The sequence below is a fragment of the Microcoleus sp. N9_B4 genome (assembly GCF_036701635.1).
In the GTDB taxonomy this organism is placed as follows: Bacteria; Cyanobacteriota; Cyanobacteriia; order Cyanobacteriales; family Microcoleaceae; genus Microcoleus.
The window spans coordinates 22,578-44,632 of sequence record NZ_JAUBRC010000052.1; the positions used below are offsets into that span (position 1 = coordinate 22,578).

Here is a 22,055-nt window from a genome sequence, read left to right on the forward strand (position 1 = left end):
TTGTGTTACTTAGGTATGACGTGAATTATAAAGCTGAGCCGTTGTCTATTAGTGATACTACTTATTTTATTCATAAACGCTGGATGACTAGGGCTGTGGAATTGGCACAAGCAGCCGGTGATGCTGGTGAAGTACCCGTTGGTGCTGCCATTGTTGACGGTACTGGCAAATTGATTGCCCAAGCGCAAAATCGGCGAGAGCGAGATTGCGATCCGACTGCTCACGCTGAAATCTTGGCTTTGCGGGCTGCCGGCCAAGTTTTGCAAGACTGGCATCTTAACCAATGCACGCTCTACGTAACGCTGGAACCTTGCCCGATGTGCGCTGGTGCGATCGTCCAAGCTCGGATTCGTCTGCTGGTATACGGAGCAGATGACCCGAAAACTGGCACGATTCGGACTGCTGCTAATATTCCCGATAGCGCGCATTCGTGTCACCGTTTAGAGGTGCTTGGCGGTATTATGGAGTCTGTTTGCCGCGATCAGTTGCTTTCTTGGTTTGAAGCGCGCCGGAAAAATTAACAGGTAAAATTTTTTACTTTCTTCGGGGCGATGTTTAATCGAAATTGACCGAAAGCATCCAGGATACAAGCCCCCGGATTCATCCGTAGAGAAATAAAAAACCTGTATCCGAGAAACTTGCCCCCGAATTGCTCCGTGGGGTCAATGCTTCAATTCTAAAATCTAAAATCTAAAATCTAAAATCTAAAATGGATTGACCCTTTAGCTGAAATAATAGATCCGTAATTGCCCGCTCAAGCTTTCGAGGCGGCCGACTGCTCTGCATTAGTGCTGTGCGGTTGGCTGAGGTTTTACCTGTTAGAGATTATCTCTTGCGGGCGCGATCGCTCGATCGGCACAAGGCCAATAGCAAAAGTGTCCCGATCTAAAAACTAAAGATTTGGCCAACACCTTACTTTAGACTTTAGATCTCGATAAAGCAGCTTAATTGCTATGCCCCACACCGCCACGATCGCCGTTGAGTCCAGTAAATCATCTCTAGTGAAGCCAATGCCTGCCAAGGTAGCACCTAATACCTCTCGCGTTTCTCCTTGGTTAACCTCCTTGCTCTATCCGTTAGGTCACTATGTTGTCCTACCGTTTCATTTTGGCAAGATTGAGATAACCGGACAGGAACACTTGCCGAAAGACGGGCCTGTCATCTTAGCCCCTACGCACCGATCCCGGTGGGATGCCCTGATGATGCCTTATTCAACTGGACAGAAGGTGACTGGACGCGATTTGCGGTTTATGGTAACTGCTGATGAAGTGAAAGGACTGCAAGGTTGGTTCATCAGACATTTGGGGGGGTTTGCTGTGGATCTCAAGCATCCAGCAATTGGCAGTCTCCGTTATGGGGTGGAACTACTCCTCGACAAGGAAATGTTGGTGATTTTTCCCGAAGGCGGTATTTTTCAGGATGGGGAAGTTCATCCGATTAAGCCGGGATTGGCGCGTTTGGCAATTCAAGCAGAGTTGAGCAAACCGGGTTTGGGGGTGAAAATTGTACCGATGAGTATCCGCTATCGCCCGCGCATTCCTCAATGGGGTTCTCAGGTAAAAATTGCGATCGGTTCTCCGATTTCCGTGGCGGATTATGCCAATGGTGGCGGTGGTAAAAAAGAAGCACGATTGTTGACAGCCGAGATCGAAATGGCTCTTAAAAAGCTTGATGAAATTTGAGAAGAAGGAAGTTCGGCAACGGATTCTGTAACGGATGTAACGGATGTGACGAATGTCAGGAAGAAGGAAGTTCGGCAACGAGCAATGTACGGGATGTAACGGATGTCACGGATGTCAGTCCGATGGAAGTCGGAAGAAGGAATTATGATATAATTTTTTCCGGTGCTGTAGAGAGATGCAGCACGTATTTCGCTGCTTTGTTATGTCTGTATTAAAAGTCAGCATTAATGGGTTGTGCTTTGAACTTTAAGCCTGGTCAAATTGTCAGTTTAGAATGTGGAGATGCGTGCCTGCATTCCGAGGTAATCCAAGTGGTTGAGGCACGTCAAGTTTTTTGGGTGCGCCCTTTGATGTTAGTTGTATCGGCGTCGGGGAAGGATTTATCGGCAGAATACACTTTATCGGATTTGCGAGATGGTGCTGATTTGCTGTGGCCGGGGAGTTTGTTTCGGGCGGCTTTAGATACTGAGGTAATTTCGCTGTTGACTGAGTTGCACTCTCTGGATGGTGAGAAAAAGGATGGTGCGATCGCATCTCGGCAACTTAGAGATTTTGTCGATCGAGTTTGGGAAGCTTTTCCGAGTGCTTTTCATTAGGCAGATATCGGGTGTTTTGTCTATTAGTCCGCCAGGGGTTGAAAACCCCTGTCTAATAGCTAAAGCCCTCTTGGATAGAAGTAATACTTTCTTGATTCTTCAGTCCGCGTAGGCGGACTTAGTTTGTCTAGAAACGATTTAAATCGCCCAATTTTCTTTTCGCGTTTTGCGGACTATTATACTTTTTTCAACCAAATAATGTTTAAGCGCTCTCGGATTTCAACTTGCTCAAATAATGAAGCAAGTACCCACTCAATTAGTGGCTACCTAGTCCAATTTTACCACCATTTTGCCAACATTTTTGCCTTCAAAAAGACCGATGAACGCATCCACCGCTCGCTCGATTCCTACCACCACTGTTTCCTTGTTCTTCAGTTTGCCAGCTTGGAAATAGCCGCCAACTTCTTGTTCAAATTCACTCTGGCGATCGAGCCAATCCCTAACGATTAGCCCTTTCATCGTCAAGCGTTTGCCAATCATATTAAATAGATTGGAAGGGCCCGGCTGGGGCTTTTCATCGTTATAACCGGAGATGCTGCCACAAGCGATAATCCGGCCATGCACCCGTAATGCCGAGAGCGCCGCTTCCAGCGTTTCGCCTCCTACATTATCGAAATAGACATCAATTCCGTCCGGTGCTGCTTGGTTTAGTTGTTCGAGAATAGGGCCGGCCTTGTAATCGAAGGCGACATCAAATCCGCATTCTTCCCGCAGAAATTTGATTTTTTCCATTGAACCGGCTGAGCCGATGACATGGCATCCGCGCAATGAAGCCAGTTGTCCGGCGACATTTCCCACCGCACCTGCGGCTCCCGAAACAAAAATAACATCGCCGGCTTTGACCTCTACCAAATTCAATCCAACCCAAGCAGTCATACCCGTCATACCGAGGGCACCGAGGTAAACCGAGGGGGGTTGAATATCGCGGCTGACCTGATGTAAATCTTTTGGTGCAGCTATGAAGTATTCACGCCAGCCATAGTTAGAAGTGACAACATCACCCGACTTGAATTCCTGGGCGCGGGACTCGATGACCTCGCCGACTGCACCGCCTTCGAGCGTTTTGCCCAACTCGAAGGGCGGAACATAGGATTTCCCCTCGTTCATGCGACCGCGCATATACGGATCTACCGAAAGGTAGAGATTGCGAACGAGCACTTGTCCCTCTTGAAGTGGCTCTAGTTTGGTCTCGGCGATCGCAAAGTTATCTGCGGTAGGAATCCCCTTGGGGCGAGAGACTAGCTGAATCTCGCGGCTCACGATCTCTGTCATAATTTTCTCCTTATTGGGTAGATTTTCAGAACTCGATTGACTTAAGTTTTAGCGGTTGTTTTTAACATTTACTAAAGGCATGGATGCCAAACATCACTCGCGCCAAATCCTAACGATTGACCGTACTCATATCGGGGTAGCGATCGCCCATCGCAATTCCTAATGGCAGCGCTTTGGCGATTTGCTCTAGTTCTGCTTGAGTCAACGTCACAGCAGCAGCCGCAATGTTTTCTTCTAAATAGGTGCGGCGTTTAGTGCCTGGAATCGGCACGATGTCTTCGCCCTGCGCCAAAACCCACGCCAGCGCCAACTGTCCGGCTTTGATGCCCTTAGTCGCGGCCATTTGCTCGATTTGCTCGACTAATTCCAGATTTTGCTGGAGATTCTCGGCTTGAAAGCGAGGATATCTTTCAGCTCGATAGTCTCCCTCCGTTAGCGTGTCGAGGCTGCTTCGTGAAACTTATCTAAACTTGTCTAAACTCATTTTTAGACACAATTCGAGTTCACTTCCTACGCTGTTGGGTAGACGGCTAATCCCAAGATAAGTAGGCTATTCCCCTCAAGCCGAGGGTTCCCAATTTAAAATATTCAAACTTGCGTTAAAATCCCGATCCAAAGATATGCCACAAGTAGGACAGTCAAAAGTCCGAACGCTTAGTGGCATATCTTTTTTTGTGCCACAATTTGAGCAAGTTTTCGTACTAGGGAACCACTGGTCTACTAGCACTAAACTAGCTCCATACATTTGGCATTTGTAGTCGAGCTGACGTTTGAATTCGTAAAATCCAAGGTCAGATATTGCTCCAGCTAACTTATGATTCGCCATCATTCCTTGAACATTCAAGTTCTCAATCTTAATTAGCTTGAAAGTTTTAGCTAGGTAAGTTGTTAACTTGTGAAGGAAGTCTAAGCGAATACGAGCGACTCGTGCATGGAGCTGACTAATTTTGTTGTAGGTTTTGCGCTGATTTCGAGAGCCTTTTACCTGTTTAGATGCTTGGCGCTGTAAAGTAGCAAGCTTGGTTTTCGCTTGCTTTAGCGGCTTTGGTGCATCAAAACTCTGTTGGGTTGATAGCGTGGCCGCATACTTGATGCCGACATCAATTCCCACAGAACCTTCAGACTGCCCACCGGGCAGGCGCTCTGCATCAACACAAAAGGAAACAAACCAGCGATTCCCTTCTTTTGAAACCGTAAAAGTTTGAGAAATAAAACCACATTCTAACGGCTCAAAAAGTCGAAAACTTCCCAACGTAGGAATCTTGATAGTGCTACCAGCGACTAACAAAACTTTACCGTTAGATGAATCAACCGTAAAAGATTGACCGGATCGGCGGCTGGCGAACTTCGGATGACCTGCTTTCCCCGAACGATATCGACTAAAAGCATCTTTTAAGTCAATCAAAGCGTTTTGATAAACTCGGCTAGACAACTGGTTCATCCAAGCAAATTCAGACGTTTTCTTGACGTGATTGGTGAGAACTTTCTTGACTTCGTTGAGTACCTTCGAGTCGGTAAATTTCCCCTCACTGTACATTTGAGTCCGCAGGCTCAACCCAAAATTGAAAACTACGCGCCGGAATCCTGCGTGTTTTGCCATCAACGTCGCTTCCTTGTTATTTAATTTTAGCGCCCGCTTGACAGCAAACATGAAACTTCCTCTCGGTGATTAACTGTGAATAAGTTTAGCAAAGTATTTGGCACTTAAGTTTTGCTCTTGATTTTGCCTGTGAGAAACCCGCGCCCCAGAGGGCTATAAGGCACAAACCCAATCCCTAGCTCTCGGCAGGTGGGCAAAATCTCAGATTCTGGCTCCCGGCTCCACAGCGAATATTCTGTCTGGAGTGCGGAAATAGGATGCACTGCTTGGGCGCGGCGGATCGTGGCGCTGGCGGCTTCGGAAAGGCCGAGGTAGCGGACTTTTCCGGCTTGAACTAACTCTGCCATTGCACCTACGGTTTCTTCGATCGCAGTGTTGGGATCGACTCGGTGCTGGTAGTAAAGGTCGATCGCATCTACGCCCAGACGCTTGAGACTGGCATCACAGGCAGAGCGGACATATTCGGGTTTGCCGTTCACGCCCTTAAAGCTGCCGTCGCTACCGCGCACATTGCCAAATTTCGTGGCGATGATGACTCGATCGCGATGCCCTTTAATCGCTTTGCCGACCAACTCCTCATTGTCACCGATGCCATACATATCAGCCGTATCGAGCAAAGTCACGCCTAACTCTAAGGCGCGATGAATGGTGGCGATCGATTCTGACTCATCGGTTGTCCCGTAGAACTCGGACATCCCCATACAGCCCAGTCCTAACTCTGAAACTACTAATCCTTGATTGCCGAGTTTTCGCTGTTTCATGATTTTTTTCTATTAGTCTCAAGTTCTTGACGTGTCGGACGGAGGATGATTTCATTCACATCAAAATCACTGGGCTGCTAAATGACATAGGCGATCGCACGGTCAATGGCATCTACATCAATGGCGATCGCATAAAGTTCATTCATGCTAGAACGTTTGAGGTATCTCGGTTCTTACCGACTGCTGACTCCATCAGTCGTGCGCCCGCTCATTTCACTCGCGTCGATGCGGTAGATTGCGATCGCTTCTGAACGTCCCTGAGCATCAATCCAGGTTCGATTGATAGCCGGTGACAGCGTTGGATTGCGTTCTTCGATCGAGTGCATTGCCCGATCGATGTCTTCCTGAACTGTGAGGCGGGAGGCTCGACCATTCACGATCGCGCTGCGCCAATGAAGCGCATCATTTATTTCTTCAACCTGTAGACAGATTTCGGGATTTGCGTCTATGTCATGAGTCTTCATGCCTTCGGTTGTAAACAGGTAAATGTCCGAATCTTCGAGATAATAATTCATGGGCATCACGTAGGGTTTGCCTTCGTGTATGCAGCCCAGATGACCGTATCCTACTTGGTGTAGCAGCTCCTGTATTTCTTGTGAACTCATTTCATCAATATCCAACATTACTATTCTCTTAAAAATTCTGTTGATTGGTAGTATTGAACAGAAATAATCCCGGCTTTACATCTGTCGTTAGATGGAGTCGATATGTGAAAGTCAATGATCCGAGTCAATAGCCTGTTGAGAAAACGAGTGCCTCACAAATCTTCTGCCCGCTTAATTGATGCTTTTTTACCCGCAGCTACGCTAGCAACAACCAAACAGGCCGTGACTAGGGCGATCGACTCGGTGAGTTTCACCAAGCAAAATTGCCGAAGCCAGAATCGTCAAAAATGGTTGCAACCACTGAATTTGACCTACCCGTGCAACTCCACCCATTGCCATACCATGATACCAGGCAAAAAATGCGATAAATTGACTAAAAATACTCACATAAGCAAAACCAAACCAGGCGCTCGGTGCAGCTATCAACCATTGTTTTTAAACAACAAAAATTGTGGGTAAAACCTAGAAAGAATCGAGAATCACCAATGCCCCACCAATAACTTGCCACCCACCTAAAACCTTAGCTAATCGCCCACTTTCAGCATAGCCAAAATCAGCAGCAATTATCGAACCCAATAGCGCTAAATCTGCGACCTGAAGCTGTCGGGCACCGCTAATAATTCCAAAAAAGACAACCGTTGTACTACCGACAATGCTAGCAATCCAAAAAGTGAAGTCACGGCGATCGCCACCAACACCCCCATTTGCGAGAAACTAAACCCAAACCCAAAACCTGAACACGCCCCCCATGCCCAAAATCCCTGAGTGCGTAGGCGTAAGCCGGGGCGGAGCCATCGCTGTCTCCTCTTTGCCCGCAACCCATACCTCATCTGTGCCGTACATCCCACAGGCCCTAACACTAATACTAAAATACAGCGTGTGAAAGCTCTTCGGGGTTGAGATTATTGTGAATAACTTTCCCGTCGCGGAACCAGACAACGCGACGAGTTTGACGCGCCACTTCGGGTTCGTGCGTTACCATAACAACAGTCATGCCGCTTTCGTTGAATTCGGTAAAAATATCCATTACTTCTTGAGTAGTTTTTGTATCCAATGCACCAGTCGGTTCATCAGCCAGCAACAACACGGGACGGTTGACAATTGCCCGGGCGATGGCAACTCGCTGCTGCTGTCCTCCTGATAGTTGATTCGGTCTGTTGTGCAGCCGACTTTCCAGGCCTACTTTTGTTAAAGCATCTACTGCCCGTTCGCGCCTTTCCGCTGCGGGAATGCCGGCATAAACCATCGGTAACATGACATTTTCTAATGCTGTCAATTGAGCCAACAGGTGAAATTGTTGGAAGACAAAACCTAATTTTAAATTGCGAATTCCGGCTAATTCTGCTTCGGGCATTTGGGCGACATCTACGCCGTCTAAGTAGTAACTGCCGCTCGTAGGTCGATCGAGACAGCCGATAATATTCATAGCTGTAGATTTGCCCGAACCCGATGCGCCCATAATCGAGCAATATTCTCCTTGTCTTACCGTCAAGCTGACACCGTTTAAGGCGCGAACTTCGAGGTCGCCAATCCCGTAAACTTTTGTTACATCTTCCAGACCGACAATGACGGGTTTTGAGAGGACTTGCGGGTCGAGGTCTTGGCAAGTATCGGTTTGTAGTTCAGGCATTTTTTTCTGTGCGATCGACACAACTAACTACTAAGCTAACACTTGCCATCAGGTTTCGTGGCAGGAGTGACGGCTGTTTCGATGCTAATGAACAGAACCTCTATGATTAGACCTCTCCAATAATTATTGTGGAACAGGCCCGAAAGCCTCTTCAAGACAGGCTTTTCTGGAGATACCTTCAAGTCAGTCGGCGCTGCGGATCATCCGCCAGACGCCGACTCTGGGAATCAATCCACAAAGGACTTACATACAAAATCTAATTTTTTGCGATCCTTCAATCATGCTGAGGGCAAATTGAGCAGAAGTGAACTCTTCTTCCTTTTTATTATTTAACTTGGCTAGATTACCTGCTAACGCCTTAATATCAATCACTCCCCCAAATTGGCTTTTGCAAGAAACATCGATCGATTCATTTCCCTGTTCGCCATTAAGTTTTCGCAATCCTTTGGTAATCTTAACTGTTTCAGGTGCTTTTACTTTGTCAATGGGATCTACGCCACAATTTACTGATTGTGACTTGAGAGAAAGGTCAACTGTCTTCACCTCTCCCTTAAACAAGCAGAGTAATATATTATCTGACAGCCTCTCCCTTCGGAGAATGGTCAGTTTATGCTGAGGGTTAGCAACACTTTTATCTTTGATGCTGCTGCTATAACCTTCTATTTCTAAACCTGGCCAGCCTGATACTACCTCTGAATGTAACAACAAGCCAGTAATTAACTCATCTGCTTTGATTTCTGAAGTGCCCGACCGAGTTGTAGTATCTGTTTTTAAGTCAGAGGAAGTCACTCGCCCCATGCTAAAAGCTCCATCTTGCAAGCAGTCAACCCAATAAGAATCTACCCAAAAGAAACGCAAAGATTCTGGTGGGAGTAAGCGTTCGTCGGGGACGAGATAGTTAAAAGGAATGCCTTTGAGAAGTTCTAAATCTGCAAACCAATTAGCGATCGCCTCCGGTAGGTTAACATTACTATCATTGGCTTCCCCTTGGAAAGGCAGGTGCAGTACCTGTAACTGCAACTGGTTGAGATTTTGAGCATTAGCTCGCTTCCAGTTAAACAACTCAACAGCAAGGCGTTGGTTTTGGAGAGTTAGCATCCGCCCTAATTCCCAAGCAGCAGCGTAGGAAACATCAAACAGACCGCTAGTAGAATCGTAACGCACTAGCGCATCAGCCATTGGAACTGGCTCAGACAGCTTATCTGGGCTTTGACCTGAACTAAGGGGGCTGTGATACCAAGAAATAGTTTTATCGCCCTGTCGGAGAGCGTGGGGCAGAGGTACATAGCCTTGCTTGAGGTAGTTGTTAGCCTCATTATTTTCTGGTTTTTCGGGAAGTTCGGGAAGTCTGAGGGTATCCGGGTTGCGATCGAGTTTTTTGAGCAATGCCGTAAAATTGTGCTGATTGTTGACGCAGGTAAAGCTCCAACTGGTTAAACTGACTAAGCGGATTAAGTCATTATCTCCCGCTCCTTGGTAGTCAAACTCTCCTTCTTGTCCTTTTGCTCCTTTATAGCGGTTTTCCAGAGCCACTAAATGAACTGTACTGGCTTCACCTGGTTGAGGCAATCTGTTGCCTAACACAGTTGCTAAAGCTTCGCTCAGAGGCTTGTCGTTAGCATCAGTAAGTTCGTTAATGTGAGCGAGGAGAGCTACCTCTTTTTGGGTAGGGAGAATCTGGGCTAAAAGTTTTTTGGGTACATCAATAACCGTGAGTTCATCCTCATCAGTTTGTCCAGCTTCTTTAGTGAAACCGGGGAATTTAGCGGCACTGCCTGTGAGGTCTTTTAATTTGATAGTTTGCGGGGTAGGTTTTTCTGATTCTCGAAACAGTAGGAGAGCTACCCAAGGAAGATCGGAATCATTTGTATTAACCGATCGCTCCCAAGGTAATGTGCTACGCTTGAGAGTAATGTGTGGCAGCGCATTGGAATATTCGCCCAAATTTCCCGATGGGGGAAAGACTGCGTAAATATCATTCTTAGTTAGCGGGGCAAAACGATGTCCGCTAACAACAAAATCAAGAACTTGGGAAAATTTTTCCTCGGCTATTTTTCCAGATGTTTTGGTTTTAATTGTTTGCTCAACGGTAATTTTATACTCGCCACTGTCTAGGGGCGGTTGATTATACTCGATGAATTTAACTTTAAGATTGGACGCAGACATTGGATTAATCCTCTTGCTAAAAAAAGCGATGGAGTGTTAGGAATTGGTAGTTTTGAGTGAGAATTTGTTTCACTTAACTTGCGGAGCAATTACAAAAGCGTCAGCTACGGAGTTAGTCAGTTGAACGTCTTGGTTGGGGGTGAAGCCGAGAGATTGTAAAAGTTGGTTGCGTCGATTGTTACTGGTACTGGCGATGCTGTTCTTGATAGTATTTCTGCGGCTCGCATCGGTGGCTGATTTTGCACTAAAAGCGGGAATATCTTTCCAAGCGTAGGGATTCTCTGTTGGTTCTATGTCGTATTGCAACTTAGTAACTTCGATGCTTTGAGTGTTGCCAGGTGCAGGCGGTTTGCCGGGAATGATACGGAAGCCAGAAAGGGTATTATCTAAAAACTGTTGCTCGTTGGTTTCTGGTGGCAGAAGACGTTCCCCAGAAGTAGTATTTTTAACTTTGGCATCACCCCAAAGTCCGGTAGGGATTTGTTGAGTGGCTACTTCAAAACTAAACTCACCTTGATTTACCTTTGTGCCATTACGGGTAATCTGAATGTTGTGAGTCGTCTCTAAGTCGCCATCGCTAACACCCATTGAGCGAGCGCCGAAATGGGTATTTGCTTGTCCGTTTGTTAGGGGTTCAGCATAGTAAGATGCTTGCTTGGTGGGAATGACAGAATTGGTAACTAGCTCGAATTCCTTGGCGTTGACGATAAATAAGGGATTTCCATTTGCTTGTTCGAGTTGTCTCACCACTCCTTGGGTAACAGCAATGGTACAAACTGCTGTATCGCTGGGTAAGAAAGATGCTTTGAAGGTTGCCCAGTCGATAGGGGAAGGATAGCGGGAAGATAAATCGCCGAATTCGATCGTAACTTTGATGAACAAAATCCAAAATGTGGCTGTACCGCCAAATTCAGGGCCCCAAAGGTGAAGTTTGACCCCCAAACAAACAGGGCCGAGCCATCCCAAGCCGGCGCTGATCCGCACCTGAATCAGGATATCGTAGTAGTATGGCTTCCAGGATATGAGGAAGTGTGCTTCCGCGATAAAGTTTGCCCAAAGGGAACCGAGTTGGAAACTGGCTTCTAGCAGTCCGCCAGCCATGATGGCATGGGCGCAGAGGGCGAAGTACATTTCGCCTTTGAGGGAGAGACAATCGCCAATCTGCCAGTTAAATCCGAGGCGAGGAACGGTGGGATAGTGGGCGGGTTTTTTGAAGGCGGGATGGTAGCCGCCCAAAGTAATCACAAAATCGCCGGCGTGAGGGCCATCAAACCAGAAGTAAACCGCAAAGCCGCCAGTTAAGCGGCAATCTTTGGATAAGATGTAGGAATCCGCAGCGAGTTGAGCTTCAATGGAAATCACTCCCTCATCGAGGGAAAATCTGGCTCTGAGGAGCATCGTCACTTGGGCGATACTGGCGAAATTTTTGGAGTCTTCTGCTGGAGTGGGAATTTTCATGCTGGCAATTCCCAGCAGGTTCATCTCGAAACCTTCTCCGAAGGCGATCGTCAGCAAGGCAAAACAGTCTACCATCTTGAAGCAGGTAAACTTGAGACCGATCGCTACAAAGCCCGACCCCGGAGATAGGGTAATGTATTCATCCAGTTGGCTGAGTTGGTCGGTAATCAGTTCGCTGCTGTCAGAAAGCTCGCTATTGCCGACATCCCCCATTGCTTGGGCAACGAGGGGGAATTCGGTTAGTTTCTCGATCGAGGGAACTTTTAGATAGCGGTTGTAGCCGAAACCGAGGGCGAATCCGGTGACGAAGAAGAAGGGCGGCCCACCGATAGGAAAATCGAGGACGGCGTACAAGAAGAGGGCTGGTTCGCCGTTGTAGTAAGTGTAGGAACCAATGGCACTCACACCGAAAGCTTTACCTGCCTTGCCTCCCTTGCTCGATAGCTTAAATTTGATGATGGCAGTCCCGATATATTCCTCATAGGTGATGCCCTCTTTTTCTTTTTGGGTACGTAGCAGCGCGCCAGCGACTTCTAGGTTTTTGCTCTTGTACTCTATCCCGACTCCGGGTAGGCTGAAGCTCGGTGTGAGTGTGCCATCCAGCGGAATTGTGAGGGTGAGATCGTCGCAGGCGAGGGTAAAATCAGATACCTTGAGCGCGGCATCAAACAAAATTCCCAGTTCTGCTTTGTTGTCTGTTTCTCCGTACTGGAAGCCAATCTGTTTGAGGAAAAACGGGCCGAAGGATTTTTCAATATTGAACCAAATGCCCAGGTTGGTAGGAGTGACTTCGCTGTCGCTGGCAGGATCTTCTGGGGTGATTTCCCCTTCTTCTGAACTTACGGGCAACATATTGGGGGCATCGGGTAATCCCAAGGTGCCGGACAAGCTAAAGCCTTTGCGGACTGAGATGTCAGCATCCTTGCCTTGCCCCTCTCCGGGATCGGGCAGTTTGTCGATCGCGTCGGGGAGGTTTTCGTTGAATTTGCGAATTTCTTTAAGGCTAAAAGGTTTGGAAGCGGCGACAAGTCGCAGGGATGGCTCGATCGTGATTTGGGCGATCGCATCGGGCAAGCTGTCGCCCACTAAGGGGAGGCGGCCAAAGGAGAGGTCATCTCCCAACGGTATATCTAGCGCCAACAGCCATGCTGTTCTGGTTTTATTTTTGCTATAAATCACCATCAAATTACTGAAGCTGATGGGCTGGGTTCGCAGTCCCTCTGGCAGCAAATTGGCAAAATTTGTAGAGAGTGTTTCGATTAGGCTTCCTACCTCTAGATTGAATTCATTTTCTGCTGTATAAGCGATAACATCCTTGCTGGTGTTATCGGATTTGGTTTGGTAATTGAAAGTGATTTCGGTATCGCCAACTTCAATTTTTATCTCACCTTGCGATTCTTGAGTTTGGTCGGCTGCGGTCTCTAGCTGTTCTTCTAATGCTGGTTTGGTGGGGGGCATAGTTTTGGGTTGGGCGATCGGTTCTTGTTTGGGTGGGGTTTATGTGATTCTGAGTTCCGCTTCTCTTTACTCAGAATCTGAGGTTTCAGCCGTGACTGTGAGATGCTTCACTACGTTAGTGCTACGTTTAGCATGACTTTAATTACTGTTCAAGAGCTTGCTGAAGTTCTCAGTTAATTCAATAGCTATAAAGTGAAAAGAGGCATCTTCATCACCCCCATTACGATCTCTCGTTTGTACCTCGAAATGGTCACTATGAATTGCAGTGACACTGACGAAGTTATCTGCGTAGGAATATTCTGTCGAGACGGTAATTACCATTTTTTCGGGAGTGACCTCTTTCTCAAAATAAATTCGGAAGAACCCAGTTTTGGCTGTGCGAAGACACATCCTAATCCCCTTTCCGTAATATCTCCATTGGGTTTCAGAAACACCTGGCTGGACAATTACTTTTCCACAAATTATTCGATTCCAAGCCGTACTGCCATCACCTAATTTTACAGAACCATTTACATCGAGCTTAGCTGAGGGATTTTTTGTCCCGATGCCGACGCTACTCTCCAAACTAATCCGAGTGTCTGCATGGATGAGTAATTTTTTATCTTCATCTTCTTTGATGTAAACCTCCTCGCGATCGCCAAAATTTAATGTTGCTCCCACTCCGTAGTTTCCTTCCCCCGATAAACGTAATGTTGAATTTTTACCTCCTATATGCAATCGGTGTGTCAGATCTGTTGTGCCGATGGCGACGTTGCCATTTTCATCAATTCGCACCCGTTCTGCATTGTTTGTATAGATAGCCAATTTGCCATCCCCTTGCTGCTTTAGCCCAGTGTCATCATCGCCAATTGTCAGATGAATATGCGAAGAAACGGTTGTACCAATAGCAAGTCTGCCACTGACGATCGCATCCCCACCACTCACATGCAGCTTCGCGGAGGGAGCAGTCGTCCCGATCCCGACGTTGCCACTGGAGGGATTGATTATTAGGGAGCCTCCACCTGTGTTCTGAATAATGGTCGAATTATTTCCCCCGCCCCTGTGAGGAGACACGGTAAAGTTGGAGCCATTGTGTTCCAACTTCAGGCTGCTATCTGTAGTGGTGGTGTCTGCGAGTTTAACCTCCAGCTTGGCTGAGGGAGAAGTTGTGCCGATCCCGACTTTGCCACCGATCGTGGCATCCCCAGTGCTAGTAAGTTTGCCACCGATAATGGCATCCCCACCTTGCACGTGGAGTTTAGCCGAGGGAGAAGTTGTGCCGATACCAACCTGCGTCCCGCGATACAAAAGCGGCGTTTTTTCAATAGGCACAACCAACTGCCCATCTGGATAGTTCCCGATATTTTGGTAGGTGATGTACAGATATGCCACACCAGAAGGATTGCTTGTAAAGATATTTGTAATGTCTAGCGCGATCGCCTCTCCTGAAACTAATTTGTCTTTTGTTGAACTGTTGTTTAGCTTAACCGTCCACTCCGCAGAATTTTGCGTCTTGTCCACCTTCCAGTTGTCTGTATTTGTTCCGATCTGGATATTGTTTGCGCTAGTTAATGTTGTCAGCACTTCTGCACTCTCGCCCGTTTCCAAGCTAACAATAAACTTTGAATTCGTTTTGTCTAGTAACAGGTTAGGTCGAGTATTATTGGACGGAGGGCGATTGACTATCTGTAACTTCAGGCTATTTGTGGTTTCATCATTGAGAATGGTATTGGGCCCTATGAAACGGACTTGTAGCGGAATGTTTTTATAGTCGGGATGATTCGTGACAGAAATGGTGTTTTTAATGCTGAGAGTTTCTGTAAACACCTCCCCATCATTTAAGAGTAGAGGAGAGCCATACAGCATTTCTACATTGCTACTTTTGACGGCGCGATTATTAGCTGTGAAATTTTTCAGAGTTAGCAAAACTCTATCCGAACCATTATCCGAGTTTTGAGGGCGCAAAACAAAGCCAGATTTGTGGAAAAAATAGAGAGTGAAAAAGTGGTCATCTTCATCGTAATTTACTTGCCATTCCTTGGGTTCTACTGAAAATTCGCTCGGTTTGATAACAATGTCTTTTTCCCAGCGGAGAGAGAAGTGGCATCTTTCGGCACTAGCAGCGCTAGTTCCTCCGGCTTGAACAGTCGATAATCGACCAGCAGATGTCTGAAACGTGATGCTCTTATCAGACTCATTAAACACTTCCAAATATAGGTCTAATTTAGGATTGCCATCTTCCAAATAGAAGGTATTAAGGATTTCGGTCTTGCCCTCCTTATTGGCGTAATAAAACTGGAAATTTAAGGGCTGGCTTGAGAGATGTTCGTCGGGATCGATCGCCTTTCCTTGCTCTGATTTTACAACTCTTTCAATCATGGTGTTTTCTCCTGGGTAAAATCAACTAATCGCTGATAATTTGGGTTTCTTGGGGAATTGAATTTGAATTTACAGGCTGCTGCAATTGGGCTTCGGCCTGCGTTTGTATTTTGCCAATCAGTTGAAATACTTGACGGTAAGGAACGTTGCCCAAAGCATCTAAAATTTGATTGACCTCTCCTAAAGTTAAGGTAATTTTAATTTCCTGAGTTTCGTTCATGGTGTTGTCGTATTTCGAGTTAATTTCAACCAGCCTTCATAGATTTTTTGCTGGCTGGATAATGTGGCTTGGGAATTAAACTGCTTGAGTTCGCTGGTTGACCAATTATTTCCTTCTTTCCCTAACCAAGACCAAACATAACCAGCCACTTCTGGAAGCGAGAGGTTAATCTGGCTGAGGTCACTGAGGAGAGGGGCTGACAGGAACATGACTTCCATTGCTTGTAAAGCAGGGACGTACTGTTCCGGCGGAATGGAAATTCTCTTGGCCGGGAGTACGCCGCAACTGGCGCTGACTTGACCTCGCGGATCTACTAACATCACTAGGGTTTGGGCTGTGTTTGCCTCTAAGGTTTGCTCCTGGTTCACCGGCGTATCGGGGGTGGGATCGGCGGCATTATCAAATAGGGTTTTAATCTGCCGATGCGGAACATAGCAACTTTGAGGGGCATAAAAATCGCCGTCTTTATAAGTACCCTCGGCTGTTTCAAGCCAGTATCCCACTAAAGAATCATTAAACTGTTGGTACTCGCCAATGCGGATGGGAAACTTCACCTGGGGGAAAGCATCTGTGGTGCGATCGTCGTTGACAAAAATATCGGCAGAAAACGCAGTTTGATTCTGGCTAATGGCAGGCAGTCCTTGCAGTTCTAAATTGACTTGCGATCGCACTAAAGCGAGAGGTCGCGCTACCAGCAAAGATATCGCCTGATTTTGAGCAAAGCCTTCGGGATCGATCGTTTCTAAAGCTTTATTGACAGTGGTGAGGAAATCGGTAAAAAAGCCTTCTCCCTGTTGGTCTAGATATTGCACCATTTGGCGCAGGTATTTGTTAGCAATGGAGTCGATCGCAATGACTTGATTGCTGCCGGGAATTGGCCGCCAAGTTGACGTGCGATCGAGAATGCCCAAGGGACTGCCCTGATTGTCATAAATCGTCAAGCTGTTATCTAAATTGTTGGGCAAAATCCACCCACAAATCGGCGTTGTGGTGGGGTGATCGTTCATTTCCTGCTGTCCTTGACTGGCAGATAGCCAGCGAAAATTCAACCGGGCGGGTTGTGTCAATCGGGGCGACAAGTAAATCGGCTGCGGGCAGTTTGGCGGCGGTGTCAGGGGTTGGCTGGTAACAACCTCAGTATTTTGGGGATTTTTGATATCAACCACGACTTTGACGCGCCCAAAAGTATCGACGATCCGCAACCCGCTAATTTTCATTGCTCCCGCGCGAATCGGATTGAATTCGTTATACAAGTAGGGCGATCGCAGGATGCTACCAGGTACGACATCGGCACTGTTAGTAACAGCCGTTCGGACATCGTTCAGAAACTTATACTCTGGTTTTGGTGGTACTGATACTTGAATCCGCCGATCTTCAACTCCCAACTGCATAGTGCGATTGTAAGTTAGCAGCCCGTCGTTAAAGCCACCGATGCTCTGAGCGAGGCAGTTGAGAGATTGGAGTTGCTCGTAAGCCCGCAGCGCCGTGTAGATGGGATCGTTGACTGACGGGTTCTGCGGTTCGTACCAGCCCTTCACTTTGTTGAAATTTTGGCTGAGGAAGTCTTCTGTTTGCTCTTCTGAAGGCGTTTTCTGCGCTTCGTAATAAGCTGGCAGCAGGTGCTTGTTCAAGTAATCAATGAGATTCTCTTTCAGCACGGTGCCGGCAGAGGGGGTGAGGAAACTGGCACCGCTGTAAAGATTCACTGTGCCGCCGAAATAATTTGTCCCAGATGTACTTCTAGGCGAGAGTTCAACCGCATTCACTTGCAGTTCGTAATTATCTTTGAGAGTATTAGCATCGTAGTTGTTAGTGCGACTGTTTTGGCTGTTGTGCCGTAGCGGAAAAAATTGCACTGCCCATTGCAGCAGGAACGGATTCCAAGGCTGATTTGTCCAGTCGTGAAAGCCAATTTTTCCCCCAGGCAGTTTGGCAAGATCCTCTACTTTTGTCTTGATATTTTCTAGGATGTTTTTGGGGAATAGCTGCCAGTTAATCGTCTCAGTTAACAACTGACATTCCAGCAACCCATCTTCACGCAAGCTACCGTCTTCACCGTGCCGGTGGGTGGCTGTCACCGCATCGCCCGTCATTAAAATCACTGGATCGCTAGGCTGCCAGAAGCGGGGGCCCGGAACTATTTTAAGGTTGTAAGATGGTCTGAGCAAACCGATTTTTTCGCCGTAACTCTGCTGAATTTCTTCCGGTGAGAGGGGCTGCTGGTGAAAGTAAACGCTCGCAATATTCCCCGGTAAATTTTCCGTGCGGTTGAAGTTGGACATCAAATGGATCGAACCATTGAAGGAACTCCTAGCCTCCAAATAAAGGAAAACCCACTGATTTTTAGGCAGGTTCGCCCAATGGCGATCGACTTTTTGCCCGTTCACAAACATCTTTTCCCAATTGTCACCAATGCCATTGGCAGCAAACCCACTATTTGCTAAGTGATTCCTAGCATCTATGAGATAACCTCGACTCCCGTCTGTAATTTTTATCCACATTGAAATTGCCCGGACATTGTTCAACCCAGACACTTTGAAATAATTCTGAGTACCTTTGAATTCCAAACAATTACCTGCCACCGAATCCGCAGCTAAGGTACAATCGCCTTCTACGGTCAGTTGGCTACCATTAGGAGCAATTAAGCGCGATTCTTTATTGAACCGCTCGATACTAGCGATTAGGTTATTAATTGACTGGGCAAGTTGTGCAGCGATGGAGTTGCTTTGAGAATTGGGAGCTGAGGCTCTGACAATTTCACTCTGTTCGTTTTCTTTTTCTAACCTCAAGATTCCAGTGGCTACGATCTCATTGTTTAACGCAGGTAGTCCATATTGGTTCTTCGACTTTTTACCTGGTGCTGGTTTTGCTGGCAATTCAATGAAAGCTTTGATTAAATCGCTGTCGCTTCTATTTTTAAGCGAGTTTGGTTTGTTCTTGAGTATTTTTTTGTCACCCACGTTATGGGTATAGGTGGCGAGCATATACTTGTACCAGTCAGCATAGACTTGTTCTCGAATCGAGCCAATCTTCGCTAATTTTTGGTCGTATTGGTGCTGCAAACCGTTGACTGTATTGACCTGATCTCCGATGCTGATTGGTAGCGTCACCTGCACTTGAGCCTCACCTTGGGCGGCACTGGCAGGAACGGACGAGTTACCTTCGGGCAGCACCCGCCACAGCATTTCCTTTGTCTGTCCGACAAAGCCGCTTTCGTGCAGCACTTCTCGAAACTTTTGCCTGAAATCTAGCTTGTGTTGTTGGAGGCGATCGCTCATTTGCAGGGCTTCTAACTGCCCTTCAATTTTTTTGCGGTTTTCAGGTTCAGTATCGAGCTGACGGGCTAAATAAGCAGCTATGGCTTCCTCTTGCGTGTTGCCAACTGCGATCGTCGGATTGGGAAGAGTTGCTGCTGGATCGCTCAGAGAACCACCTGGTTTAAATGTCAATTGCGAGTAACACAGAATGCGATCGGGGAAGTTTTGGCTACCTAACGCCACTGTCCAAGCCATTTTTTCTTGTAGGGCTTCCAACAGGGTTTGAGCGTTGTCAGAATGCTCTCTCACAAATTTTGCAAGGCAATCTTTTTCGCTGTTGCTGTACCAGCCAATGAGATCGTATTTCAAACCTGCCGGCGGGGTGGCACCTTTAAACTCATCATCGTGAAAACCGAAAACGCTGCGGCAGTTCGGATAAAAACCAGCAAAGGCGGCTTGTTCATTATCTAAATTATCGGTTTTGGCAAAGGGGCCAATGGCTGTCAATGCCTCAACATATTGGGCATTTGCAGAGCCTGAAGGCCATTGAGCTAACTCCCACTTGCGTCCTAAAAAGCGAAAAGGCTGGTACTCGCCACTACCAGGATGATGGAGAATATTAATCGTGTCCGGTGGTGTCTCGCCTTCAGAATAAAGATAATCGCTTTCGACAACCCATTGTTTTTCTGGTTTGTTGCCCCCACGCCGGATAATCAACCACCGATTAGGAACGAGGGGAAATGTAATGCCATCGGCTTTTGCGATCCCGTTAGTCAGAGCATCAGGCATTGCCCAATGGAGGTGAATACCAGCTTTTAGCGTCAAGTTGAGATTTTCAAAGGGCGGTGACAGTACAGTTTCGCTGAGATACGCATATTCACGATTTGTGACGTTGCCTACTCGATCGCGGTAAGGAAGCTTACTGTAGTCGGTCATTTCCTCCATTACCGAGGTATCGGTGGGGAGGTAGAGTGCGTCAATGTGAATGGGAACGAGGAGAGTATTGGTCACAGTAGCACCCTATAGTATGTGGACAAGTGACGCACTCCCAACCCCGGATTCTTTTTCCCAAAAACCGATCGTCTATAACTTTTTTATTACTATATACAGACTTTACTTGGGATTGATGCATCGCTGTCATGGTTTCTGAGATCATCTCACGATATCTGCAACTTTCCCAAGATTACGCTCCGACTTAATAATTCTCTACATATCAAAATTTCGATTAAGATCTGCTAAGTTTTTATTGCCTTAGTCACCAAATTTATATTTATTTGGTCGGGGTCATAAAAAATGCACATTTCGATATGTTTTTTGCTTCGAGCTAGATGTATTATTGAATAATGGTAAGTTGATCAATTGTCACCAAAAAATCAAAAAAAATTTATTTTAAAATATCATGTCAATGACAATAAGTCAAGCTATCGCCTTGAAAAAAAAACAAAATTTTTTGAGATATATTAAGAAAAGTAAAGCGTAAAATTGGTAAGTGGGCGATAAGAAGGTAAAGACAATTATGACATACGACTACGACTTGTTTGTGATAGGTGCGGGTTCCGGCGGATTGGCGAGTTCCAAGCGAGCAGCATCCTACGGCGCAAAAGTGGCGATCGCCGAAAATGACTTGGTAGGCGGAACCTGCGTAATTCGCGGCTGTGTCCCCAAAAAACTCATGGTGTACGCCTCCACATTTTCGCACCTTTACGAAGATGCGGTGGGCTACGGCTGGAGTGCAGTAGAAAGCAGCTTCGACTGGGAAAAACTCGTCACCACCGTAGACACAGAAGTGCGCCGACTCAGCAAACTGCACATCAGCTTTCTCGAAAAAGCCGGAGTCGAATTAATTTCAGGATACGCCAAATTTATTGACCCCCATACCGTCGAAGTTGGTGACAGAAAAATCACCGCAGCCAAAATCTTAATTGCAGTCGGCGGAGAAGCGCAAAGAGTCCCAATTGTCGGCATCGAACACGCGATTACCTCTCGCGAAATCTTCCTCCTAAAAGAGCAGCCAAAACGGTTAGCCATTTGGGGAGGAGGCTACATCGGCGTCGAATTTGCTTGCATTATGAACGGGCTGGGAAGTCAAGTAACTCAAATCATCCGGCGCGACTTAATTTTGAACGAGTTCGACGCAGAGATTCGCACCAACGTGCAAGAAGGAATGATTAAGCACGGAATAAACATTTTGACAGAAAGCTCGATCAACCACATTGAAAAAACCCCAGAAGGCTTAAAATTAACTCTGTCGGGAACATCCGAAGGAACGCTAATAGTAGACGCGCTGTTGTGCGCTACCGGGCGTCAGCCTAATTTAGAAAAATTGGGTTTAGAAAATGCGGGAGTAGAAACAGATAAAGGTGCGATCGCAGTTACCAAAGACAGCCGCACCAGTCAGCCGCACATTTTTGCTGTCGGAGATTGCACAAACCGCATCAATTTAACGCCAATTGCGATCGCCGAAGGACGCGCTTTTGCCGATACTGAATTTGGTAATAACCCCAGATCGATCAGTCACGAAAATGTTGCCTCAGCAGTATTTTCGCAGCCGGAAGCAGCTACAGTTGGCTTAAGCGAAGTGCAGGCTAAAGCCAAGTTTCCCGAATCAATTAAGTGCTATACAGCCAAGTTTAGACCCATGTTTCATTCTTTGACAGGTGCAGATGAAAAGACTTTTGTCAAGTTAGTTGTTGAGACTAATACTGACAGAGTTTTGGGCGTGCACATGGTTGGGAAAGACGCGGGCGAGATTATTCAAGGAATGGCGATCGCTGTTAATATGGGAGCTACGAAGAAAGACTTCGACGCGACTATTGGCATTCACCCATCGACTGCTGAAGAGTTTGTAACTCTGCGGTAAAGCGCGCGAAGCCGCCAGGGGTTTAAACCCCTGGCTAATAGCTAAAGTCGGTTAAAACTGAGATCTTGCACCATTCTCAATTAGCCATATTGCCAACCACTAACAGTGATGTCAAAACCCTGCTGACGAGCT

At 46.7% G+C, this 22,055-nt stretch carries 16 protein-coding genes and 1 pseudogene; 5 read left to right on the forward strand and 12 right to left on the reverse strand.

The window, feature by feature from the left end; all coding sequences use genetic code 11:
• Positions 1-20: 20 nt before the first annotated feature.
• The 4 genes from tadA to QUA43_RS25890 all read left to right on the forward strand — a co-directional run bounded on the left by tadA (position 21) and on the right by QUA43_RS25890 (position 2,278).
• Positions 21-521, forward strand: a complete 501-nt coding sequence (gene tadA, locus QUA43_RS25875) for a tRNA adenosine(34) deaminase TadA (RefSeq protein ID WP_333377686.1) — start codon at positions 21-23, stop codon at positions 519-521.
• Positions 522-953: 432 nt separating this feature from the next.
• Positions 954-1,682, forward strand: a complete 729-nt coding sequence (locus tag QUA43_RS25880; protein WP_333377689.1) for a lysophospholipid acyltransferase family protein — start codon at positions 954-956, stop codon at positions 1,680-1,682.
• A complete protein-coding gene (locus QUA43_RS25885; RefSeq protein ID WP_333377692.1) occupies positions 1,679-1,897 on the forward strand; it encodes a hypothetical protein in 219 nt (72 codons plus the stop codon). The genes QUA43_RS25880 and QUA43_RS25885 overlap by 4 nt, the downstream gene beginning before the upstream one ends.
• Before the next feature lie 24 nt (positions 1,898-1,921).
• Complete coding sequence (locus tag QUA43_RS25890) at positions 1,922-2,278, forward strand: hypothetical protein (protein WP_333377694.1); 357 nt, start codon at positions 1,922-1,924, stop codon at positions 2,276-2,278.
• 267 nt (positions 2,279-2,545) lie between these two features.
• On the opposite strand, the gene QUA43_RS25895 is transcribed toward QUA43_RS25890, so the two are convergent.
• The 12 genes and pseudogenes from QUA43_RS25895 to QUA43_RS25950 form a co-directional block, all read right to left on the reverse strand.
• Positions 2,546-3,550 (reverse strand): NADP-dependent oxidoreductase, encoded by a 1,005-nt coding sequence (locus QUA43_RS25895; protein WP_333377697.1) that lies wholly within the window; start codon positions 3,548-3,550, stop codon positions 2,546-2,548.
• 109 nt (positions 3,551-3,659) lie between these two features.
• A pseudogene (locus tag QUA43_RS25900) lies at positions 3,660-3,974 on the reverse strand (aldo/keto reductase); the annotation flags it as partial.
• A 135-nt stretch (positions 3,975-4,109) separates the two neighbouring features.
• Positions 4,110-5,201, reverse strand: a complete 1,092-nt coding sequence (locus tag QUA43_RS25905; protein ID WP_333377699.1) for an RNA-guided endonuclease TnpB family protein — start codon at positions 5,199-5,201, stop codon at positions 4,110-4,112.
• 53 nt (positions 5,202-5,254) lie between these two features.
• The gene (locus tag QUA43_RS25910; RefSeq protein WP_333377702.1) at positions 5,255-5,911 is read right to left on the reverse strand and encodes an aldo/keto reductase; all 657 of its coding nucleotides are present in this window, start codon (positions 5,909-5,911) and stop codon (positions 5,255-5,257) included.
• Positions 5,912-6,084: 173 nt separating this feature from the next.
• Positions 6,085-6,516: a pyridoxamine 5'-phosphate oxidase family protein gene (locus QUA43_RS25915; protein WP_333377705.1), complete on the reverse strand. Its 432-nt coding sequence runs from the start codon at positions 6,514-6,516 to the stop codon at positions 6,085-6,087.
• Positions 6,517-6,717: 201 nt separating this feature from the next.
• Complete coding sequence (locus QUA43_RS25920; protein ID WP_333377707.1) at positions 6,718-6,942, reverse strand: EamA family transporter; 225 nt, start codon at positions 6,940-6,942, stop codon at positions 6,718-6,720.
• Between the two features lie 439 nt (positions 6,943-7,381).
• Positions 7,382-8,146 carry an ABC transporter ATP-binding protein gene (locus QUA43_RS25925; protein WP_333377710.1) on the reverse strand — a complete coding sequence of 255 codons (765 nt, stop codon included), beginning with the start codon at positions 8,144-8,146 and terminating at the stop codon, positions 7,382-7,384.
• A 243-nt stretch (positions 8,147-8,389) separates the two neighbouring features.
• On the reverse strand, positions 8,390-10,312 hold the full coding sequence (locus QUA43_RS25930) for a hypothetical protein (RefSeq protein ID WP_333377713.1): 1,923 nt from the start codon (positions 10,310-10,312) through the stop codon (positions 8,390-8,392).
• 69 nt (positions 10,313-10,381) lie between these two features.
• Positions 10,382-13,228, reverse strand: a complete 2,847-nt coding sequence (locus QUA43_RS25935; protein WP_333377716.1) for a DUF6603 domain-containing protein — start codon at positions 13,226-13,228, stop codon at positions 10,382-10,384.
• A 138-nt stretch (positions 13,229-13,366) separates the two neighbouring features.
• Positions 13,367-15,586: a hypothetical protein gene (locus tag QUA43_RS25940; protein WP_333377718.1), complete on the reverse strand. Its 2,220-nt coding sequence runs from the start codon at positions 15,584-15,586 to the stop codon at positions 13,367-13,369.
• A gap of 25 nt (positions 15,587-15,611) precedes the next feature.
• Positions 15,612-15,806 (reverse strand): hypothetical protein, encoded by a 195-nt coding sequence (locus tag QUA43_RS25945; protein ID WP_333377721.1) that lies wholly within the window; start codon positions 15,804-15,806, stop codon positions 15,612-15,614.
• A complete protein-coding gene (locus QUA43_RS25950) occupies positions 15,803-20,074 on the reverse strand; it encodes a hypothetical protein (protein ID WP_333377723.1) in 4,272 nt (1,423 codons plus the stop codon). Before QUA43_RS25950 ends, QUA43_RS25945 begins: the two co-directional genes overlap by 4 nt.
• A gap of 505 nt (positions 20,075-20,579) precedes the next feature.
• Between QUA43_RS25950 and gor the strand changes: the two genes are divergently transcribed.
• A complete protein-coding gene (gene gor / locus QUA43_RS25955; protein ID WP_333377725.1) occupies positions 20,580-21,923 on the forward strand; it encodes a glutathione-disulfide reductase in 1,344 nt (447 codons plus the stop codon).
• Positions 21,924-22,055: the final 132 nt, after the last annotated feature.